Source organism: Dactylosporangium cerinum (assembly GCF_042653625.1).
GTDB classification, from domain to species: Bacteria; Actinomycetota; Actinomycetes; order Mycobacteriales; family Micromonosporaceae; genus Dactylosporangium; species Dactylosporangium cerinum.
Genome location: NZ_JBHSIU010000130.1, coordinates 796,997 through 813,985 on the forward strand (window position 1 = coordinate 796,997; position 16,989 = coordinate 813,985).

Below are 16,989 nucleotides of genomic sequence, written 5' to 3' on the forward strand. Positions count from 1 at the left end.
CGGACGTCACGCCAGGCGGTAGCCGCGGCCGACGACCGTGGCGATCGGGTCGGGGTCGCCGAGCTTCTGGCGCAGCGTCTTGACCGTGGTGCGCACGGCGGTGGTGAACGGGTCGGCGTGTTCGTCCCAGACCCGGTTGAGGAGGTGCTCCGCGCTGACGATCTCGCCGTCGGCGCGGAGCAGCTCGGTGAGGACGCCGAACTCCTTGCGGGTCAGGGTGACCGGCCGGCCGCCGCGGCGGACCTCGTGCCGCCCGACGTCGACGGTGAGGTCGCCGCGGTGCAGGACGGTCGGGATCCGGTTCGGCGCCCGGCGGCCCAGCGCGGTCACCCGCGCGATCAGCTCGGCGAACGCGAACGGTTTGGCGAGGTAGTCGTCGGCGCCGAGGTTCAGGCCCTCGACGCGGCTGTCCAGGGACGCGGCGGCGGTCAGCATGAGGACGCGCGCCGGCGAGCCGAGCCGGATGAGCGCCCGGGTCACGTCGTCGCCGTGCAGGACGGGCAGGTCGCGGTCGAGGACGACGACGTCCGCGGCGACGTCGGTGGCCCGGCTGACGGCGGCGGCGCCGTCGTGCACGACGTCGACGGTCATGTCGTGCTCGCGCAGGCCATCGGCGATCAGCTGGGCGAGGACGGGGTCGTCCTCGACCACCAGGACCCGCAGGACGGCGCTCATCCGGCCGGCACGGCGACGGTCACGGACAGGCCGCCGCCGTCGCGCGGGACGACGGTCAGGGTGGCGTCGTGCGCGGCGGCGACGGCCTCCACGATCGCCAGCCCCAGCCCGGCGCCCGACGCGCCGGTCCGGCGCCCCTCGCCCCGCTGGAACGCCTGACGCAGCGCGGGCAGCTCGGCCGGCGCCACGACCGGGCCGGTGTTGTCGACGCGCAGCCAGGCGGTGCCGGTGTCCGTGCCGGTGGTCAGCCACACCTCGCCGCCGGCGATGTTGTACCGCGCGGCGTTCTCCAGGAGGTTGCGCAGCACCAGCTCCAGCTGGACCGGGTCGCCGGTGCAGCGCGCCGGCGCGAGACGGTGGTGCAGCAGCGGGCCGTCCGGTGGCCAGGTGGCGACCGCGCCGGTGGCCGCGGTGGCCAGGTCGACCGGCTGGAAGGCGCCCCGCTGCGTCTGCGCCAGCTGCAGCAGGCTGGTGAGCATCGCGTCGCTGCGGGCCGCGGCCGTGACGACCGTCTGCAGCGCCTGCCGGTACTGCTCCTCGGTGCGGACCGGGCGGGACAGGGCCATCTCCGCGGCGGTGCGGATGATGGTCAGGGGCGTGCGCAGCTCGTGTGACGCGTTGGCGACGAACAGCCGCTGGCCCTGGAACGCGTGGGCGAGCCGGTCGAGCATCGCGTCGAACGCGACGGCCAGGGTGCGCAGCTCGTCGGGCGGTCCGTGCAGCCCGATCCGGGCGTCCATCGTGTCGTGCGACAGCGCGGCGGCGGTGCTGGTGATCTGCCGCAGCGGGCCCAGCGCCCGGCCGGCGACCAGCCAGCACAACACCAGCGAGACGACGGCCAGCGCGACGAAGACGCCGCCGGTCTCGAGCACGATCGTGCGCAGCGCGTCGGTGCGGGCCGTGGTGGTGGCCATCTCGACCGCGGCGAGCGGCTGGGCCCCGATGACGGTGCCGGTGGGCACGAGGGTGGTGCTGTCGGCCTCGGTGAGGTCGGCGACCAGGGCTTCGCTGGCGGTGAAGAACTCGCGCCGCACGAGCAGATACATCAGCCCGAGCACGGAGGCGCCCGTGCCGGCGAAGACGGCCGCGTACCACAGCGTGAGTCGCCCGCGGATGGTGAGCCTGGTCATCCCCTCATTGTGGCCGTGGCCAGGTGGCATCCGTGTGTGGTCGGACGACACGGTGCTGCCACCGCCGGGTCCCGACGATGGCGGCATGACGAAGTTGAAGGTCCTCGTGCCGGTGCTGGCGCTGGCCGCGGTGCTGCTGACCGGTGCGGGGGTGTGGTTCGTGGCCGCCCGGCCCGGCGGCGCGCCGGCCTCGGCCGGCAGCGATCAGGAGCAGGCGTTGAAGTTTGCGCAGTGCATGCGTGACAACGGCGTCGACATGCCCGACCCCGGTGCCGGGGGCATCGTGACAGGTGGCGGCGGTGGGGACAGCCAGGGTCCGGCCGGGGCCGCCGAGGTGCTGGACCTGGGCGCCGACGGGGCGGCGTTCGAGGCGTGCCGCAGGTTCCTGCCCAACGGAGGGGAGGCGCGCAAACCGACCGCCGCGGAGCTGGAGCAGCAGGTGCGCTACGCCCAGTGCATGCGGGCCCACGGCATCGACTATCCGGACCCGTCCGCCGACGGCATGCAGCAGCTGCCCGGCATCCCGATGGACGACACCGCGGCGATGCAGCGTTTCGAAGAGGCCGCCCGCGCGTGCGACGCCGCCAGCAGCCCGGCGCCGAAGCGATGAGCCGGCGCATCGTCACCGGCGTCGTCGGCGGGACCGCCACCGTCGCGGTCGCCGTCCTGGCCACCCTCGGCTACGGCGGGCGCGGCCATGGTGACACCGCCCCGGCCGCACCGCCGCCGAAGACCGCGCCGGTCACGCGCACCACCCTCGTCGACGCCGTCCACCTCACCGGCCGGATCGGCTACGGCACCGCCGAACCGTTCGCCGGGCGGCTCACCGGCACCCTGACGAAGGTCCCCGCGCCGGGCACCGTCCTGCGGCGGGGCGACGCCGCCTACCGGGTCGACGACCAGCCGGTCCTGGTGCTGCTCGGCGACATCCCCGCCTACCGGGACCTCGCCGTGAACGTGAAAGGCCCCGACGTCAAACAGTTCGAGGAGAACCTGCGGGCCCTGGGCTACCGGGGCTTCACCGTCGACACCGTCTTCGACGGCGCGACAGCGGTGGCCGTGCAACGGTGGCAGAAGAAGCTCGGCCTGGCCGAGACCGGCGCCGTCGAACTCGGCCGGGTCACCTACGTCGCCGCGCCGGTCCGGGTGGCCGAACAGAAACAACGCGTCGGTGAGCCGGCCGCCGCCGGCACGCCGGTGCTGACGGTGACCGGAACCACCCGGACGGTCTCCGTCGAACTGGAGACCCGGCAGGCCGCCGTGGCCAAGGTCGGCACCACGGTGCAGGTGCGCTCCGCCACCGGCAAGCCCGTCGAGGGCAGCATGACCGCGGTGAACGCGGCGCAGGACGACGGCCAGCGCAAGACCGTCGTCACCGTGAGCGTGGCGGACCAGTCCGCGCTCACCGGCGACGACGGCGACGCCGTCGACGTCACCGTCGTGCGGGCCGAGAAGAAGGACGTCCTGACCGTGCCGATCGTGGCGCTGCTGGCCGTCGGCGACGGCTACGGCGTGGAGGTGTTCAGCGGCGGCGGGCGCCGGATCGTGCCGGTCACCGTCGGCATGTTCGCGCAGGGCCGGGTCGAGATCGGCGCCGCCGGTCTCGCCGAGGGCACCCAGGTGGGGGTGGCCGGACAATGAGCATCCTGTCCCTCGTCGACGTCCGCAAGGAGTACCCGGGCGGCGTCGTGGCCCTCGACGGCGTCTCCCTGGACGTCAGCCCCGGCGAACTGGTCGCGATCGTCGGCCCGTCCGGCTCCGGCAAGTCGACCATGCTGCACCTCGCCGGCACGCTCGACCGGCCGACCAGCGGCCGGGTCCGGGTGGCCGGGCACGACGTCGCCGGCCTCCCGGACCGCCGGCTCGCCGGCCTGCGGGCCCGCACCATCGGGTTCGTCTTCCAGCAGTTCCACCTCGCCACCGGCGTCGCGGCACTGGACAACGTCGCCGACGGGCTGCTGTACCTCGGCATCCCGCTGCGGCAGCGCCGGGAGCGGGCCCAGGCCGCGCTCGAACGCGTCGGGCTCGGGCACCGCCTGACGCACCGGCCCCACGAACTGTCCGGCGGGGAACGGCAGCGGGTCGCGATCGCCCGCGCGGTCGTCGGCGCGCCGCCGCTGCTGCTGGCCGACGAGCCGACCGGCAACCTCGACACCGCCGCCGGCGCGGGCGTCCTGCACCTGCTGCGGGACCTGCACCTGGCCGGCACCACCGTCCTGGTCATCACCCACGACCGCGACCTGGCCGCCGGCCTGCCCCGGCAGGTCGTCATGCGCGACGGGCGGATCGTCGACGGGCAGAGCGATGGCCACGATGGATGACGACCTGCGGCCGGCCCGCCTCCGCCCGCTGGACGTCGCCCGGGTCGGCGCGATCGGGCTGCGCACCCGCCCGGCCCGTGCGGTGCTCTCCGCCCTCGGCATCGCCATCGGCATCGCGGCGATGGTGGCGGTCGTCGGGATCACCGCCTCCAGCCGGCTCGACCTGGCGCAGCGCCTCGAGCGCTACGGCACGAACCTGCTGACCGTCACCGCCGGCGTCGACCTGAAAGGGGACCAGGCGCAGCTGCCCGCGGAGGCGGTCGACATGGTCGCCCGCATCGCCGGCGTCGAGCACGTCTCCGCCACCGGCCAGGTCAAGGCCGCCGTCTACCGGACCGACCGGGTCCCGGCGGGCAACACCAACGGCATCGCCGTCCTCGCCGCCCGCACCGACCTGCGGGCCGCCGTCGGCGCGACCCTCGCCGACGGCGCCTGGCTCAACCCCGCGACCGAACACACCACCGCCGTCGTCCTCGGCGCCACCGCCGCCCGGTACCTCGGCATCCGCGCCCCCGGCCCCGACACGCGCGTCTGGCTCGGCGGTCAGTGGTTCACCGTGATCGGCGTCCTGGCCCCCGTGCCGCTGGCCGCCGAGCTCGACAGCGCCGTGTTCGTCGGTGCGCCCGCAGCCCAGGACCAGCTCGGGTTCGACGGGCACATGACCACCGTGTACACCCGCATCGCCCCCGCCTCGATCGACGAGGTCCGCGCGAAGCTGGGCCGCACGGTGAACCCTGCGCATCCGAACGAGGTCCGGGTCGAGCGGCCGTCCGACGCCCTGCGGGTCAAGGCGGCCACCGACCGGACCTTCACCGCGCTCCTGCTCGGCCTCGGCGCGGTCGCGTTGCTCGTCGGCGGCGTCGGCGTCGCCAACACGATGATCATCTCGGTGCTCGAACGCCGCGGCGAAATCGGCTGGCGGCGCGCGCTCGGCGCCACCAAGGGCCAGATCCGCATCCAGTTCCTCACCGAGGCGGTCCTGCTGTCCGCCCTCGGCGGTGCCGGCGGGGTCCTGCTCGGCGTCGCGATCACCACCGGCTACGCCCTGACCCAGGGCTGGCCGGTCACCGTCCCGGGCTGGGCCCAGGGCGTTGCCGTCGGCGCCACGCTCGCCATCGGTGGGGTCGCCGGCCTCTATCCGGCGATCCGGGCCGCCCGCCTGGCCCCGACCGAGGCGCTCGCCCTGCCGTGACCGTAGCGGCGCTGGTGACGGGCGCTGTGGGACCATCGGACGATGTCGGAATGGATCTACTTCATTCACCCGCCGCGCCCGAACTTCGCGGCGAGCATGACCGACGAGGAGCAGGCGGCGTGGGGGCGGCACTTCGAGCGCCTGCAGCAGCTCCTCGCCGACGGCGTCCTCGTCCTGGCCGGCCCGACGCTCGGCCAGGTCAACACCGGCGTCGCGATCTTCGAGGCCCCGGACGAGGCGGCGGCGCGGCGGATCATGGCGGAGGACCCGGCGATCGCGGGCGGGTTCGCCGAGGGCGAGCTGCGCGAGTTCCGCGTCTCGCTCCTGCGCGGCCGGCCGTGAGCACGCGCGGCCGGCCGGCCGTGAGCGCGCGGCCGCCCTGGTCGCCGCGTCGCTCGCGATGAGTGCCGCGGTGGTCGGGCTGACGTCGGGGCCGGCCGCGGCGGCCGGCTGGTGCAACCAGACCGTGTGGGTGGACGAGGTGTACTGGCCGCTCGACCCGACGGTCGACAAGGTGCGCATCCCCGTCCACCGGGCAGGACTGGCCGCACGCGCAGTGCGAGCTGGACACCGGCGCGCAGGGGGCGGCCGTCAAGCAGCTGCAGCTGTCGCTGAACACCTGCTACAAGGAGAAGCTCGACACCGACGGCACGTTCGGCACGCTCACCAAGGCGGCGCTGAAGCGGGCGCAGACCAAGGAGGGCACGTCCACCGCCGACCGCGACGGCCGGTACGGTCCCCGGACCCGTGACGCCATCGCACACCGGCTACGGCGGCCCGAGCGCCTACTGCCGGTACGTCGACGGCCCCGGCGGCCCGGGCGTGTAGACCGTGGGTCGGCGGCACCCGGCCGGAGCCGGGCGCCGCCGGTTCACAGTTGTGGCACCACCCGCAGGACGGTGCCGGTCGCGGTGTCGATGACCACCAGGAGGCCGCCGCCGCGGGCATACCGCGGGTCGCTCAGCAGGACCTCCGCCACCGGCCCGCGAGTGAGCACCTTGGCGTCCTGTGTGGACGGACGGCCGCGCTCGGACCCGACCGCCAGCGCGATGGCGATGAGCTCCGCGTCGGTCACCGGACCAACCTACTGGCTCAGAGCGGGGTCTCGCCGGTGAGGCCGAAGAAGTCGTTCCACTTCACCGACGTGCCGGCGAACGCGGGTGCCGGTCGAGGTCGACACGTATACGGGTGGTGGCGGCCCGCTGCCCGTGGGCAGCCTCAGTCGCGCACCAGCCACAGGTACCGGTAGGGCGCCCCGTCCTGGTCGGCCGCGAGCTCCTCCTCGCGCAGCACCTCGACGGCCGCGCGGCGGATCCACTCCAGCCGGTCCAGGGCGGCCGGGCCGGTCGCGGGCACGCCGATCAGCAGGGCGCCGCCGGGGCGCAGGAGGTCGCGGCACAGGTCGAGGATGTCCAGGCGCTCGTCCTCGGTCGCGGTGAGCAGGGTCGGGCCGCTCCAGATGATGAGGTCCGCCGGCGGTTCCGGGGAGCGCAGCGTTTCGAGCACCTCCACCGGGTTGCCGTGCAGGCTCTGATACTGCTTGTTCTGCCGGGCCAGCTCGGCCAGCAGCAGGCCCTTCTCCTCGTAGGTCCGCTTGACCAGCCGCCGGCCGAACATGGTCCAGGCCAGCTGCAGGACGAACGAGTGCCGGCTGACGACCCAGTAGCTGAACTTCCGCCGGGCGTGGCCCTTGTCCAGGCTCTCCAGCAGGGTGTCGACGCCGCCGAGGCTCGCGATCGAACAGCATCTCGTTGTCGGTGAAGACGGCCGTCTAGGCTGCCATGACCGGCCGCGCCACCGACTCGTCGTCGATCAGCGGCTCGGGCAGGCCCAGGCCCCGGTGGAACGCGCGGAGGTCGTAGCGGCTCGGGGGCGGCTTCCGGCGCATCCATCCAAACACGTCACGATGATAGGCGGCGCCCGCGACCGCTGAGCGGAACCGATCGGGGAGCTGCGGGCAGAAGCTGGACATGAACGCACTGAGGACCGTCTCGCCACCGGACGTGGCGGCGCTGTTCGACGCGTACAGCGAGCGGGTCTACCGGTACTGCGCCCACCGCGTCGGGCCGGTCGTCGCCGAGGACGTCGTCGCCGAGGTGTTCCTGGTCGCGCACCGGCACCGGGACCGCATCGCCGGGCCGGGGGAGCCCTTGGCCTGGCTGTACGGCATCGCGACGAACCTGCTGCGCCGGCACCGCCGGGACGAGGTGCGGGCGTACCGCGCGCTCGCCAAGGTCGGCGTCGACCCGCTCGGCGGCGCGACGGGGGTGGTCGACGCGCACGACACCCGCAGCGCCGAACGGGTCGACGCGACCAGGACCGGCCGCCGGCTCGCCGGTGCCCTCGCCGCGCTGCCCCGACGGCAACGCGACGTCCTGCTGCTCTACGCGATCGCCGAACTGTCCTACGCCGAGATCGCCGCGGCGCTCGGCATCCCGATCGGTTCGGTGCGCTCCGCGCTGAGCCGGGCCCGGGCGAGCGTCCGCGCCGCGATCGACCTGCCGTCCGATCCTGACTCCTGGAGTACACCGTGAACGACCTCGACGAGATCCGCGCCCTTCGATCCAGGTTCGACCGGCCGGCCGACCTCGCCCGGGCCCGGTCCCGGGTTCTGGCCGGCACCACCGAACGCCCGCCGCGACGCGCGGCGCCGCGGTTGTGGGCGCCCGCCCTCGCCGGCCTGGTCGTCCTGGGCGTCGTTGCCGCCGTGACCCTCGCCGGCCGCACCGCCGACACGCCACCCCTCGAACCGGGCGCCCCGGCGGCGACAGGGACACGCCCGGTCGACGCCCTGATCGGGTTGGCGGAGAACGGCCCGGCGGCGGCCGAGGTCCGCCCGGGCCAGCACATCAGGTCGGAGGTGCGCCTCGTCGACGAGGGGAACCGCCGGACCGAGACGTCGCTGTACGAGCCCGAGGGACTCATCCTGACCACCACCGACCCGCAGTACGTCCAGGAGCAGCGGACCACGTTCGCGGCGACCGGGCCGTCGTTGCGGCAGCCGACGCCGCAGTACCTGGCCGGCCTCGCCGCCGACCCCGACCGGCTGCGCACGATGGTGCTCGACGCGCCCTGCCCGCCCAGCGGCTGCACCGACGAGGTGCGGGCCTGGTTCGCCTGGAACCTGGTGAGCGACCTTGCCCGCTCCGCCGACGTCATCGTCCCGCCCGCGCTGCGCGCCACCCTGCTACGCATTCTCACCGGTCTGCCCGGCGTCACCCTCGGCGAGACCACCGTCGACGGCGCCGCGCACGCCGTCCTCGGCATCACCGTCAAGGGCGGCGCCGAACACCAGCTGGTCCTCGACGAACACGCCCGGATCGTCGGCGCGGTCACCGTGGCCGGCAGCAACTACTCCCTCTGGACCACCACGCTGGTCGCCTGACCGGCCACCGCCGAGCCGGCCCCCTCGCCAGACGGCGCGGGGGCCGGTCCTTTTTCGCCGCAACCGCATCGCGAATAATGTGCACTGCCAGTTCCCCTTGTTTGGTGCCGAATGTCAGACGCCACGGCCGCCGGTTACCGCAATGTTTCGTATTCGTGGCAACTGATGCGTGGTTATCGGCGAACACCGCCATGTTGAGCGCCAATCGCCCGAAACCGGGTCCGGCCGGTGAATTCCAGCGATTATTCCTCTCTCGAATTGACGCCTGCGAGTTTCGAAACAATAATTCGATGCTTCATGCTGCGCCCGGAAGGTGAATGGAGGAATTGATGCGGACGGTTCCGTTGCGTGTGGACCGGCACCACCCGTTCTTCTTCGACCACCCGGTCGACCACCTACCCGGCAATCTGTTGGTCGCGGGTCTGCTCGGGCTCGCCGACGACGTCACCGGCGGCGCGCTGCGGCGGGCGGACCGGCGGCTGCGCCTCGCCTTCGCGTTCCCCGCGTTCGGCGAGCTCGACGGGCCCGTCGAGCTGCGCTGCGACCAGGCCGGTGACACCCTCGGCCTCACCGCCACCCAGTCCGTCGGCGACACCGTCCGGGACATCTGCCGCGGCACCGTCACCGTGCTCCCCGGCGCGACCCGGCCCACGGTCGCGGCGCCCGCCGGGCCCGGCAGCGGCGGGACCGGCAGCGGCGGGACCGGCAGCGGCGGGACCGCGACGCCCGCCGGTCACGCCGAGCCGAAGCTCGTGCACCGCGCCGATCTGAGCACCGTCATGCTGGGCGCGCCCACCAGGACGCCGGCCGGCGAGTTCACCTGCCCCGTGCTGCGCTGCCCGGCCCTCGCCGCGCCCGCTGACCTGCGGGACCCGATCGAGGTGATCGAGGCGGCCCGGCAGCTGGTGCTCATGCTCGGGCACATCGCCAACGGTCACCCGCTCGACGTCCACGTGGTGTGGATCGAGCTGACCGCCGACATCCCGGCCGCTCCGCCCGCCGACCTGCCGCTGCGGGTGAGCTGGCGGCGGCCGGAGGGCCGGCCCCGGGCGCGGACCGCGTTCGACATGGGCCTGCACGCCGGGGCGGCCGACCTCGGCACCGTCCGGCTCGTCACCCACACGATGTCGCCGGTCGCCTATCGGAAGGTGCGGTCCGCGTGAGAGCCGCACCCTGGATCATCTTCGGCACCGCGGTCGGGCTCCTCGCCGGCGGTGCCGCCGTCCACCGCGCCGACCCGGCCGCCCTCGTCGTCATCGGCCTCTACGCGCTGTGGCTGCTCGTCGAGGCCCCGGTCGCCCTGCGGGCCACCAACGCGCCGCAGGACGCGTGGACGATCGTGCCCTACGGCGCGGCCCGGCTCGCCACCCTCGCCTGCTGCCTGCTGGTGCCGGGGGAGCGCCCGGCCTGGTTCTGGGCGTCGGCGGCGGTGTTCGCCGGCGGCGTCGGCCTGCGGGAGATCGCGATCCGGACCCTGGGCCGGTTCTACTCCCACCACGTGGTGCGCCGCAGCGACCAGGTCGCGGTCACGCACGGGCCGTACCGCATGATCCGGCACCCCGCCTACGCCGGCATGATCCTGGCCCACCTGGGGCTCGTCGGCTGCTTTCCCGGGCCCGCGGGAGCCCTCGCGCTGTGCGCCCTGGTCGCGTCGATCGTGTGGCGGCTGCGGGTGGAGGAGCAGGTGCTGTGGGACATGCCCGGATACCGTGACTACGCCGTGGGCCGCAAGCGCCTGGTGCCGGGCGTGTGGTGATGGATGCCGCCGAGGTGCTCGCCACCACGCGGTCGGTGCGCCGGAGGCTCGACCTGACCCGCCCCGTCGACCTCGCCGACGTCCGCGCCTGCCTGGAGCTGGCCGTGCAGGCGCCGACCGGCGGGGGTCGCCAGCACTGGCGGTGGCTGGTCGTCACCGATCCGGCGCTGCGTTCGGCGATCGGGCGGGTGTACCGGCAAGCCTTCGAACAGCGGTATCCACCGGACGTCACCGACGCGGGCGTCCCGCCGCGGGACCTGGCCAGCGCCCGGCACCTCGCCGAGCACCTCGGGCAGGTGCCCGTCCTGGTCGTGCCGTGCCTGGAGCTGTCACGCGGTCTCGGCACCGGCAACCAGGCCGGCACCTGGGGATCGCTGCTGCCGGCCGCGTGGAGCTACATGCTCGCCGCCCGCGCCCGCGGCCTCGCCACCGCGTGGACCACCGTGCACCTGGACCGGGAGGCCGAGGTCGCCGAGCTGCTCCGGCTGCCCGGCCGCGTCCGGCAGGGCGCCCTGATCCCGACCGCGCACCCCATCGGCGGCGGCTTCCGCCCCGCGCGCCGCGCCCCCCTCGACGACGTCATCCACATCGACGGCTGGAACGAGACATGACGATCCCGACCGTCACCGACCCGGCGCTGGTGGGGCACAAGTTCGCCCGGCTGCACCGGATGCGGGCCGCCGGCTTCCCGGTGCCGGACCTGATCACCGTCCCGGCGACCGCGTTCGACGCGGCGTGGCAGGACGTCGACCCGGGCGACGGCCCGGACCGGTGGGCCAGGGCGCGGGCCGCGCTGCGCGCCGCACCCGTGCCGGACGGAATCCTCGACGAGGTGCGCGCCAGGTTCGGCCCCGGCGCGGTGTTCGCCGTCCGTGCCTGCGCCGTGGCCTCCACAATGGACGGTTCGGACGGCGAGGACGGGGCCGACCCGTTCGCCGGGATGAGCGACAGCTTCCTCTACGTGCCCGCCGACCGGGTGGCGGAGCGGATCGCGGCCTGCTGGGCGTCGGCGTTCACGGCCAGGGCGGTGGCCTACCGGCAGCTGCGCGGCCTCGACCCGGCCCGGACCCGGATCGCGGTCGGCGTGCAGCTGATGGTGCCCGGCACCCGCTCGTTCGTGGCGTTCACCCGCGACCCCCGCGACGGCGCCCGCCGCACCGTCATCGCCGCCGCGCACGGCATCGGCGAGGGCGTCGTGCAGGAGAAGGCCGACGTCGACCACTTCCACGTCACCGGCACGACCGTGACCGCCGACCTGGTCCGCAAGGAACGCATGGTCGGCCCGCCGGACGGCAGCGGCGAGCTCGCGCTGCTCCCCGTGCCGGCCGCCCTCGCCGCCGCGCCGGTGCTCGACGACCGCACCGCCCGCGCCGTCGCCGCCCTCGCCGCCAGGGCCGAGGCGTTCTTCGGCGGCCCGCAGGACGTCGAGGGCACCATCACCGCCGACGGCGTCCTGCACCTGGTCCAGGCCCGGCCGATGGTGCTGCCCGCCGGTCCGCCGGTGTACTGGGCCAACCACAACATCACCGAGAGCTACCCGGGGATCTCCGGCGCGCTCACGTTCTCCCAGGCGCAGGAGTTCTACCGGCGCGCGTTCGGCGACCTGTACCACCGCATGGGCGTGCCGGCCCGCACCGTCGACGCCAACCGGCACCACCTGGAGCAACTCGTCGCGCACCTCGACGGCCGGGTCTACTACCGCCTCGGCGCCTGGCACGCCCTGCACGGCCAGCTGCCGGTGTTCGACCTGGTGCGCGACGTGTGGCAGGACGGCATGGGCGTCACCGGCGAGGCCCGCCCGCCCGTCACCCGGCCCCGCCGGCGGGCCTGGCTCGCGCTGCCCGGCACGCTCCTGCGGGCCACCCGCCACCCCCGCCGCGCCAGGGAGTTCCTGCGCTGGTGGGACGGTGTCATGGCGGACGCGGGCGACCTGTCCGGCCGCACCCCGCACCAGCTCGTCACCGCATACCGGGAGCTGTGGGCCGCGGTGAGCGTCCGCTGGGGCGTCACCCTCACCAACTCCATCTACGGGCTCCTGGCGGTCAAGGTCCTGATGCGCCTGCTCGACCGGTGGGCGGGCGGCAAAGGACTGTTCACCGGCCTGCTGACCGGCGGTCCGGCCAACCGGTCCCTCGAGTCGGTCCGCGCTGCCGTCGCCCTCGCGGAGCTCGTCGCCGCCGACCCGCGGCTGCGCGCGGCCGTCGAGTCCGGTGAACGCCCCCGCGAGGTGTGGCACGACATCAGCACCGGCCGGCACGGCAAGCCCCTCGCCGAGGCGGCGGCCGGGTACCTGCGCCGCTACGGCGACCGCGCCCTGCACGACCTCAAGCTCGAACAGCCGACCCCGCGGCAGCAGCCGTGGCTCCTGCTGGAGGTGCTGCGCCCGTACGTCACCCAGGGCCGCACGGTCGAGGCCCTGCTCGAAGCCGAACGGGCAGCGATGCGCCAGACCGGCGAGGAACTCGCCGCCCGCTGCCCCGGCCGGCTGCGCCGCACCGCCCTGCGCACCCTGTCGCGATACGTGCGGTTCATCGCCCGGGTCCGCGAGGACACCCGGTTCTGCCGCACGCAGCTGTACGGGCTCTCCCGCGACATCCTCTGGCGGCTCGGCGCCGACCTGCACGCCACCGGGCACCTGGACGACCCGCTCGACATCCGCGACCTCACCGTCGCCGAGGTCCTCGGCGCCTACGACGGCACGCTGCCGTGCGCCGCGCTGCGCGACCTCGCCGCCGCCCGGCGCCGCGAACGGCTCCTCGCCGAGACCCGCCCGAGCCGGCCCGGCCTGCTGCGCACCCCGGCCACCGGACCCCTGCGCGACGTGCTGCCCGGCGCTCACGAGGTGACTGCGGAGACGGCGTCGGATGCCGCAGGGGTGCTGACCGGGCTCGGCTCCGCGCCCGGCGTCGTGCGGGCCCCGGCCCGCCTGGTCCTCGACCCGGCCGTGGCGCCGGAGACGTGCCGGGACGCGATCCTCGTCGCCCGCGAGACCGACCCCGGCTGGCTGTTCCTGATGATGGCGGCGAAAGGACTCGTCGTGGAGCGCGGCACCCTGCTGTCCCACACCGCGATCACCGGCCGGCTGCTCGGCGTGCCGACGGTCGTCGCCGTGCCGGGCGCCACCAGCCGCATCCCGGAGGGCGCCCTGATCGAGCTCGACGGCACCGCCGGGACCGTGCGCATCCTCGCGCCGACGGATGCCTCATGACGGCGTTCCCGTTCGAGAGCCGCCCCGGCGTCGCCCTCGACCCCGAGCAGGCGGCACTGTTCCGGCGCTCGGCCCTCGTCCCGGTCCACATCCGCGGCAACCACCCGGCGCTGCTCGTCACCGGCCACGCCGACGTCCGCACCGTGCTGTCCGACCCGCGGTTCAGCCGGCAGCAGTGGCACGGCGGCACCATGTTCGCCCGCAGCCCCGACACCCTTGCCCTGGCCACCACCGACGCGCCGCTGCACACCCGCCGCCGCCGGGCCGTGCAGGCGGCGTTCACCCACCGGGCCGCCGAGGCCGACCGGCAGTGGATCGAGCGGATCGCCGAGGACCTGCTGGACGCCGTCGCCGCGAAGCCCGGACCGGTCGACCTGGTCGCGACGTACCTGCGGCCGTTGCCGTACCTCGTCGTCGGCCGCATCCTGGGCACCCCGGACGGCGACGTCGACCAGCTCGCCGCGTGGACCGACGTGATGATGTCCGCGGGTCGCTGCGAGCCGGACGAGGTCACCGCGGCCACGGCCGCCATGCACGGCTACTTCCGCGACCGGCTGGGCACCGGGTTCCTGGCGACCCTCGCCGCGACGCTCAGCGAGCAGGAGACCGTCGTCATGGCCGCCGGGCTGGTCATGGCCGGCGGCGACGCCACCGCGAGCCATCTGAGCAGCTGCGTGCACCACCTGCTGCACGACGACGAGCTGCGCCGCACCCTGATCGCGCGACCCGACCTGATCCCCGCCGCGGTCGAGGAGCTGCTGCGCTGGGTGTGGTTCGCCGGCACGGGCGGGCAGCCGCACGTCCTGCTCGCCGACGCGGAGCTGGCCGGCGTGCCGCTCCCCGCGGGGCAGGTCGTCATCCCGCTCACCGACGCGGCCAACCGCGACCCGGCGGTCTTCGCGGACCCGGCCGGGTTCCGCCTCGACCGGCCCGCCAACCCGCACCTGGGGTTCGGTCATGGCCGGCACATGTGCGTCGGCGCCCCGCACGCCAGGGTCGAGCTGCGCACCGCGATCGGCGCGCTGCTGCGCCGCTTCCCGGACCTGCGCGCCGCGTCGGGCCCCGCCGCGTGGCGGGACAGGATGTTCCTGCGCGGCCTGTGGCGGCTGCCGGTGCACCTGCGATGAGGGCGTTCATCCGCGGCAGCTACCCGCTGGTGCCGTCGGTGCTGTTCGCGGTCTGCTGGGCCTACGGCGTCACCGGGCTCTTCGCCCTCACCGGCCCGCCCGCCGGCCCGTGGCGGCCCGGCCCGTGGACCGCGGTCGCGGCGCTCACGATCGCCCTCGACATGCTGCTCATGCGCATCGTCGACGACATCCGCGACCTGCCCTACGACCGCGTGCACAACCCGGACCGGCCGCTTGCCGCCGGTGCCGTCACCAGGTCGTCGTTGCTGCGCTGGTACGCCGGGATCGCCGCGCTGCTGGTGCTGCTGAACGGGTTCGACGGCTGGGCTGCGCTGGTCGTCGCGGTGCAGCTGGCCTATGCGCTGCTGTTGCTGCTGCCCGGCCCGGATCCGGGCCGGCTGGTGCTGACACTGGTGCTGAGCAGTCCCGTGCAACTGCTGCTGCACCTGTACCTGTACACCATCCATCTCCGAACGACCGGCGGCGGCTTCGACCCGTCGTTCTGGACCGCGCTCGCCGTGGTCAGCCTCGCCACCCTGCACCTGGAGGTGGCGAAGAAGATCACCCGCGTGCCACGGCCCGGGGAGCGCACCTACGTCACCACCTTCGGCCTGCCCGCCACGGTCGCCGTCGCCCTGCTCAGCGCCGCGGGTTCGGCCCTGGTGCTGGCCCCCTGGGGTTCGGCGCCGGCGCTGCTGCCGCTGGCCTTCCCGGCGGTGGCGTGGTGGCGCTTCCGCCGCGCCGAGCGCTGGGACGCACGGCTGGCTTTCTTCTTCGTGCTGGCCTCGTTCGCCACGTGGGCCCTGACCGCTGCAGGAGGAACATCATGACGATCGACGTCGGCCCGGTCCACGACGACCTGACCGCGCTCGTGGCGGGGCTCCGCTGCAGCGGCGACGTCGCCGACGAGGCCATGGCCGGGTTCCTCGCCGGCTTCCTGGGCAACCTGGCCGCGCGCGGCTCGACCGGCGCGGTGGACGTGATGATCCGGCTGCCGCTGCTCGTGCACGCCGCCGAGACCGGCGACCCCGCGGGGGGCCGGCCGGCGGCGGTCGTCCACCTGCTCTGGTGGGCCGCCGCCCGCTACCTCGACGACCTGGCCGACGGCGGCCCGGTCGACCCGGCGCGGTGCAACGCGGACATCCTGGCGGCGCTGGGCGTCGGCAGCCACCTGCCGAACCGGCTCATCGGCGCGGCCGCTGTGCCGGACACCATGAAGGTCGCCGCCCTGGCCGAGCTGTCCCGCGGGTGGCTTGACGGCATCAGCGGCCAGCTCCTGGACTACACCGTCCGGCCCGCGCAGGCGTCGGTCGGCTCGGTCCTGGCCGGCTACGCGGGCAAGACCGGCGCCCCGTACGCCATGGCCACCGCGATGGCGGCCTGCCTGGCCGGCGCCGACCCCGGCCGGGTCGAGCGCTGGCGTGACGTCGGCCGCCGGTTCGGGGTCCTGCGGCAGCTGACCAACGACCAGCGCGACCTGGTCACCGGCCGGGACGAGGACCTCCGCAACGGCGCCGCCACGTTCCTGGTGATGCTGCTGCTGGACGGCGCGCCCGCGGCACAACGGTCCGCGCTGCTGGCCCTGCACGCGTCGGCGGCGACCTCGGCGGCGGCCAGGGCCGAGTTCAAGGCGCGGCTGACGGCCCCCGAGCACCTGCGCGGCTACCACGAGCGGGTCGACGGGATGCTCGCCGGGGTGCACCGGGCGCTGGACGCGCTCGGCGGCGCGGAACCGTTCACCGCGGCCCTGCATGACCTCGTCGACGACGCGATGCTGGCGTTCCCGCTGCCGGGTGCCCCGGCACGCCTCAGCCGTGGGCGCCGGGTTCCGGCAGGCGCATGAGCGTGTGACGCAGGTGCTCGACGTCGTCGCGGCCCACGACCGCGGCCCAGTCCGCCTCGACCTTCCGGCCGGCGAGCAGTGAGGCCGGCCGGAGCGCGCGGCCCTTGTCGGTGAGGAACACCAGGCTGGCCCGCGCGTCGTCGGGGTCGGGCTGCCGGGTCACGTATCCGGCGGCGGTCAGCAGCTCGACCGAGGCGGCCATCGACTGCTTGCGCACCTTGGCCAGCCGCGCCAGCTCACCGATCTGGATGCCCTGCGGCGGGACGAACGGGATGATGTTGGCGTGCGCCGGGGTCAGCCCCGTCACGCCGCGCGCCTGCAGCGCGGCGTCCATGACCACCCGCATCTCGAC

20 protein-coding genes and 1 pseudogene are annotated in these 16,989 nt (G+C 74.8%); 15 read left to right on the forward strand and 6 right to left on the reverse strand.

Features of this window, described 5'->3' with window-relative positions; translation table 11 throughout:
* Nucleotides 1-6: 6 nt before the first annotated feature.
* The gene (locus ACFPIJ_RS61515) at nucleotides 7-663 is read right to left on the reverse strand and encodes a response regulator transcription factor (RefSeq protein WP_380128997.1); all 657 of its coding nucleotides are present in this window, start codon (nucleotides 661-663) and stop codon (nucleotides 7-9) included.
* Nucleotides 664-671: 8 nt separating this feature from the next.
* The gene (locus ACFPIJ_RS61520; RefSeq protein WP_380128833.1) at nucleotides 672-1,805 is read right to left on the reverse strand and encodes a HAMP domain-containing sensor histidine kinase; all 1,134 of its coding nucleotides are present in this window, start codon (nucleotides 1,803-1,805) and stop codon (nucleotides 672-674) included.
* A gap of 85 nt (nucleotides 1,806-1,890) precedes the next feature.
* Between ACFPIJ_RS61520 and ACFPIJ_RS61525 the strand changes: the two genes are divergently transcribed.
* The 6 genes and pseudogenes from ACFPIJ_RS61525 to ACFPIJ_RS61550 form a co-directional block, all read left to right on the forward strand.
* Nucleotides 1,891-2,415 (forward strand): hypothetical protein, encoded by a 525-nt coding sequence (locus tag ACFPIJ_RS61525; RefSeq protein ID WP_380128834.1) that lies wholly within the window; start codon nucleotides 1,891-1,893, stop codon nucleotides 2,413-2,415.
* Nucleotides 2,379-3,446 (forward strand): peptidoglycan-binding protein, encoded by a 1,068-nt coding sequence (locus ACFPIJ_RS61530; RefSeq protein WP_380128835.1) that lies wholly within the window; start codon nucleotides 2,379-2,381, stop codon nucleotides 3,444-3,446. The genes ACFPIJ_RS61525 and ACFPIJ_RS61530 overlap by 37 nt, the downstream gene beginning before the upstream one ends.
* Nucleotides 3,447-3,448: 2 nt before the next feature.
* On the forward strand, nucleotides 3,449-4,126 hold the full coding sequence (locus tag ACFPIJ_RS61535; protein WP_380128998.1) for an ABC transporter ATP-binding protein: 678 nt from the start codon (nucleotides 3,449-3,451) through the stop codon (nucleotides 4,124-4,126).
* A complete protein-coding gene (locus tag ACFPIJ_RS61540) occupies nucleotides 4,110-5,318 on the forward strand; it encodes an ABC transporter permease (protein ID WP_380128837.1) in 1,209 nt (402 codons plus the stop codon). The genes ACFPIJ_RS61535 and ACFPIJ_RS61540 overlap by 17 nt, the downstream gene beginning before the upstream one ends.
* A gap of 42 nt (nucleotides 5,319-5,360) precedes the next feature.
* Complete coding sequence (locus tag ACFPIJ_RS61545) at nucleotides 5,361-5,660, forward strand: YciI family protein (protein WP_380128838.1); 300 nt, start codon at nucleotides 5,361-5,363, stop codon at nucleotides 5,658-5,660.
* Between the two features lie 221 nt (nucleotides 5,661-5,881).
* Nucleotides 5,882-6,064, forward strand: a pseudogene (locus ACFPIJ_RS61550) (peptidoglycan-binding domain-containing protein); the annotation flags it as partial.
* A gap of 125 nt (nucleotides 6,065-6,189) precedes the next feature.
* Here the strand turns inward: ACFPIJ_RS61550 and ACFPIJ_RS61555 are convergent.
* From ACFPIJ_RS61555 to ACFPIJ_RS61565, 3 genes are all read right to left on the reverse strand, one after another.
* Nucleotides 6,190-6,393, reverse strand: coding sequence for a hypothetical protein (locus ACFPIJ_RS61555; RefSeq protein WP_380128839.1), 204 nt, complete (start codon nucleotides 6,391-6,393; stop codon nucleotides 6,190-6,192).
* 143 nt (nucleotides 6,394-6,536) lie between these two features.
* The gene (locus ACFPIJ_RS61560; RefSeq protein WP_380128840.1) at nucleotides 6,537-6,935 is read right to left on the reverse strand and encodes a hypothetical protein; all 399 of its coding nucleotides are present in this window, start codon (nucleotides 6,933-6,935) and stop codon (nucleotides 6,537-6,539) included.
* Nucleotides 6,936-7,089: 154 nt separating this feature from the next.
* On the reverse strand, nucleotides 7,090-7,218 hold the full coding sequence (locus ACFPIJ_RS61565; protein ID WP_380128841.1) for a hypothetical protein: 129 nt from the start codon (nucleotides 7,216-7,218) through the stop codon (nucleotides 7,090-7,092).
* A 70-nt stretch (nucleotides 7,219-7,288) separates the two neighbouring features.
* On the opposite strand from ACFPIJ_RS61565, the gene ACFPIJ_RS61570 reads away from it, so the two are divergent.
* The 9 genes from ACFPIJ_RS61570 (at nucleotide 7,289) to ACFPIJ_RS61610 (ending at nucleotide 16,637) form a co-directional block, all read left to right on the forward strand.
* Nucleotides 7,289-7,852, forward strand: coding sequence for an RNA polymerase sigma factor (locus ACFPIJ_RS61570; RefSeq protein ID WP_380128842.1), 564 nt, complete (start codon nucleotides 7,289-7,291; stop codon nucleotides 7,850-7,852).
* Complete coding sequence (locus tag ACFPIJ_RS61575) at nucleotides 7,849-8,703, forward strand: hypothetical protein (protein WP_380128843.1); 855 nt, start codon at nucleotides 7,849-7,851, stop codon at nucleotides 8,701-8,703. The genes ACFPIJ_RS61570 and ACFPIJ_RS61575 overlap by 4 nt, the downstream gene beginning before the upstream one ends.
* 329 nt (nucleotides 8,704-9,032) lie before the next feature.
* Nucleotides 9,033-9,866: an AfsA-related hotdog domain-containing protein gene (locus ACFPIJ_RS61580; RefSeq protein WP_380128844.1), complete on the forward strand. Its 834-nt coding sequence runs from the start codon at nucleotides 9,033-9,035 to the stop codon at nucleotides 9,864-9,866.
* Nucleotides 9,863-10,459 carry a methyltransferase family protein gene (locus ACFPIJ_RS61585; RefSeq protein WP_380128845.1) on the forward strand — a complete coding sequence of 199 codons (597 nt, stop codon included), beginning with the start codon at nucleotides 9,863-9,865 and terminating at the stop codon, nucleotides 10,457-10,459. The genes ACFPIJ_RS61580 and ACFPIJ_RS61585 overlap by 4 nt, the downstream gene beginning before the upstream one ends.
* Nucleotides 10,459-11,070 carry a nitroreductase family protein gene (locus ACFPIJ_RS61590; protein WP_380128846.1) on the forward strand — a complete coding sequence of 204 codons (612 nt, stop codon included), beginning with the start codon at nucleotides 10,459-10,461 and terminating at the stop codon, nucleotides 11,068-11,070. Before ACFPIJ_RS61585 ends, ACFPIJ_RS61590 begins: the two co-directional genes overlap by 1 nt.
* A complete protein-coding gene (locus tag ACFPIJ_RS61595) occupies nucleotides 11,067-13,667 on the forward strand; it encodes a PEP/pyruvate-binding domain-containing protein (protein ID WP_380128847.1) in 2,601 nt (866 codons plus the stop codon). The genes ACFPIJ_RS61590 and ACFPIJ_RS61595 overlap by 4 nt, the downstream gene beginning before the upstream one ends.
* Nucleotides 13,664-14,794 (forward strand): cytochrome P450, encoded by a 1,131-nt coding sequence (locus tag ACFPIJ_RS61600; protein WP_380128849.1) that lies wholly within the window; start codon nucleotides 13,664-13,666, stop codon nucleotides 14,792-14,794. The genes ACFPIJ_RS61595 and ACFPIJ_RS61600 overlap by 4 nt, the downstream gene beginning before the upstream one ends.
* A complete protein-coding gene (locus ACFPIJ_RS61605) occupies nucleotides 14,791-15,624 on the forward strand; it encodes a UbiA prenyltransferase family protein (RefSeq protein ID WP_380128850.1) in 834 nt (277 codons plus the stop codon). Before ACFPIJ_RS61600 ends, ACFPIJ_RS61605 begins: the two co-directional genes overlap by 4 nt.
* Nucleotides 15,621-16,637 carry a polyprenyl synthetase family protein gene (locus tag ACFPIJ_RS61610; protein WP_380128851.1) on the forward strand — a complete coding sequence of 339 codons (1,017 nt, stop codon included), beginning with the start codon at nucleotides 15,621-15,623 and terminating at the stop codon, nucleotides 16,635-16,637. The genes ACFPIJ_RS61605 and ACFPIJ_RS61610 overlap by 4 nt, the downstream gene beginning before the upstream one ends.
* Here the strand turns inward: ACFPIJ_RS61610 and ACFPIJ_RS61615 are convergent.
* Complete coding sequence (locus tag ACFPIJ_RS61615; RefSeq protein ID WP_380128852.1) at nucleotides 16,603-16,983, reverse strand: MarR family winged helix-turn-helix transcriptional regulator; 381 nt, start codon at nucleotides 16,981-16,983, stop codon at nucleotides 16,603-16,605. The genes ACFPIJ_RS61610 and ACFPIJ_RS61615 overlap by 35 nt on opposite strands.
* Nucleotides 16,984-16,989: the final 6 nt, after the last annotated feature.

What these genes read in the sequence shown, in the direction of transcription:
- ACFPIJ_RS61520 (WP_380128833.1), bottom strand. Translation starts at nt 1,805, where the DNA reads ATGACCAGGCTCACCATCCGCGGGCGACTCACGCTGTGGTACGCGGCC.
- ACFPIJ_RS61525 (WP_380128834.1), top strand. Translation starts at nt 1,891, where the DNA reads ATGACGAAGTTGAAGGTCCTCGTGCCGGTGCTGGCGCTGGCCGCGGTG.
- ACFPIJ_RS61540 (WP_380128837.1), top strand. Translation starts at nt 4,110, where the DNA reads ATGGCCACGATGGATGACGACCTGCGGCCGGCCCGCCTCCGCCCGCTG.
- ACFPIJ_RS61545 (WP_380128838.1), top strand. Translation starts at nt 5,361, where the DNA reads ATGTCGGAATGGATCTACTTCATTCACCCGCCGCGCCCGAACTTCGCG.
- ACFPIJ_RS61560 (WP_380128840.1), bottom strand. Translation starts at nt 6,935, where the DNA reads ATGTTCGGCCGGCGGCTGGTCAAGCGGACCTACGAGGAGAAGGGCCTG.
- ACFPIJ_RS61570 (WP_380128842.1), top strand. Translation starts at nt 7,289, where the DNA reads ATGAACGCACTGAGGACCGTCTCGCCACCGGACGTGGCGGCGCTGTTC.
- ACFPIJ_RS61580 (WP_380128844.1), top strand. Translation starts at nt 9,033, where the DNA reads ATGCGGACGGTTCCGTTGCGTGTGGACCGGCACCACCCGTTCTTCTTC.
- ACFPIJ_RS61590 (WP_380128846.1), top strand. Translation starts at nt 10,459, where the DNA reads ATGGATGCCGCCGAGGTGCTCGCCACCACGCGGTCGGTGCGCCGGAGG.
- ACFPIJ_RS61595 (WP_380128847.1), top strand. Translation starts at nt 11,067, where the DNA reads ATGACGATCCCGACCGTCACCGACCCGGCGCTGGTGGGGCACAAGTTC.
- ACFPIJ_RS61600 (WP_380128849.1), top strand. Translation starts at nt 13,664, where the DNA reads ATGACGGCGTTCCCGTTCGAGAGCCGCCCCGGCGTCGCCCTCGACCCC.
- ACFPIJ_RS61605 (WP_380128850.1), top strand. Translation starts at nt 14,791, where the DNA reads ATGAGGGCGTTCATCCGCGGCAGCTACCCGCTGGTGCCGTCGGTGCTG.
- ACFPIJ_RS61610 (WP_380128851.1), top strand. Translation starts at nt 15,621, where the DNA reads ATGACGATCGACGTCGGCCCGGTCCACGACGACCTGACCGCGCTCGTG.
- ACFPIJ_RS61615 (WP_380128852.1), bottom strand. Translation starts at nt 16,983, where the DNA reads ATGCGGGTGGTCATGGACGCCGCGCTGCAGGCGCGCGGCGTGACGGGG.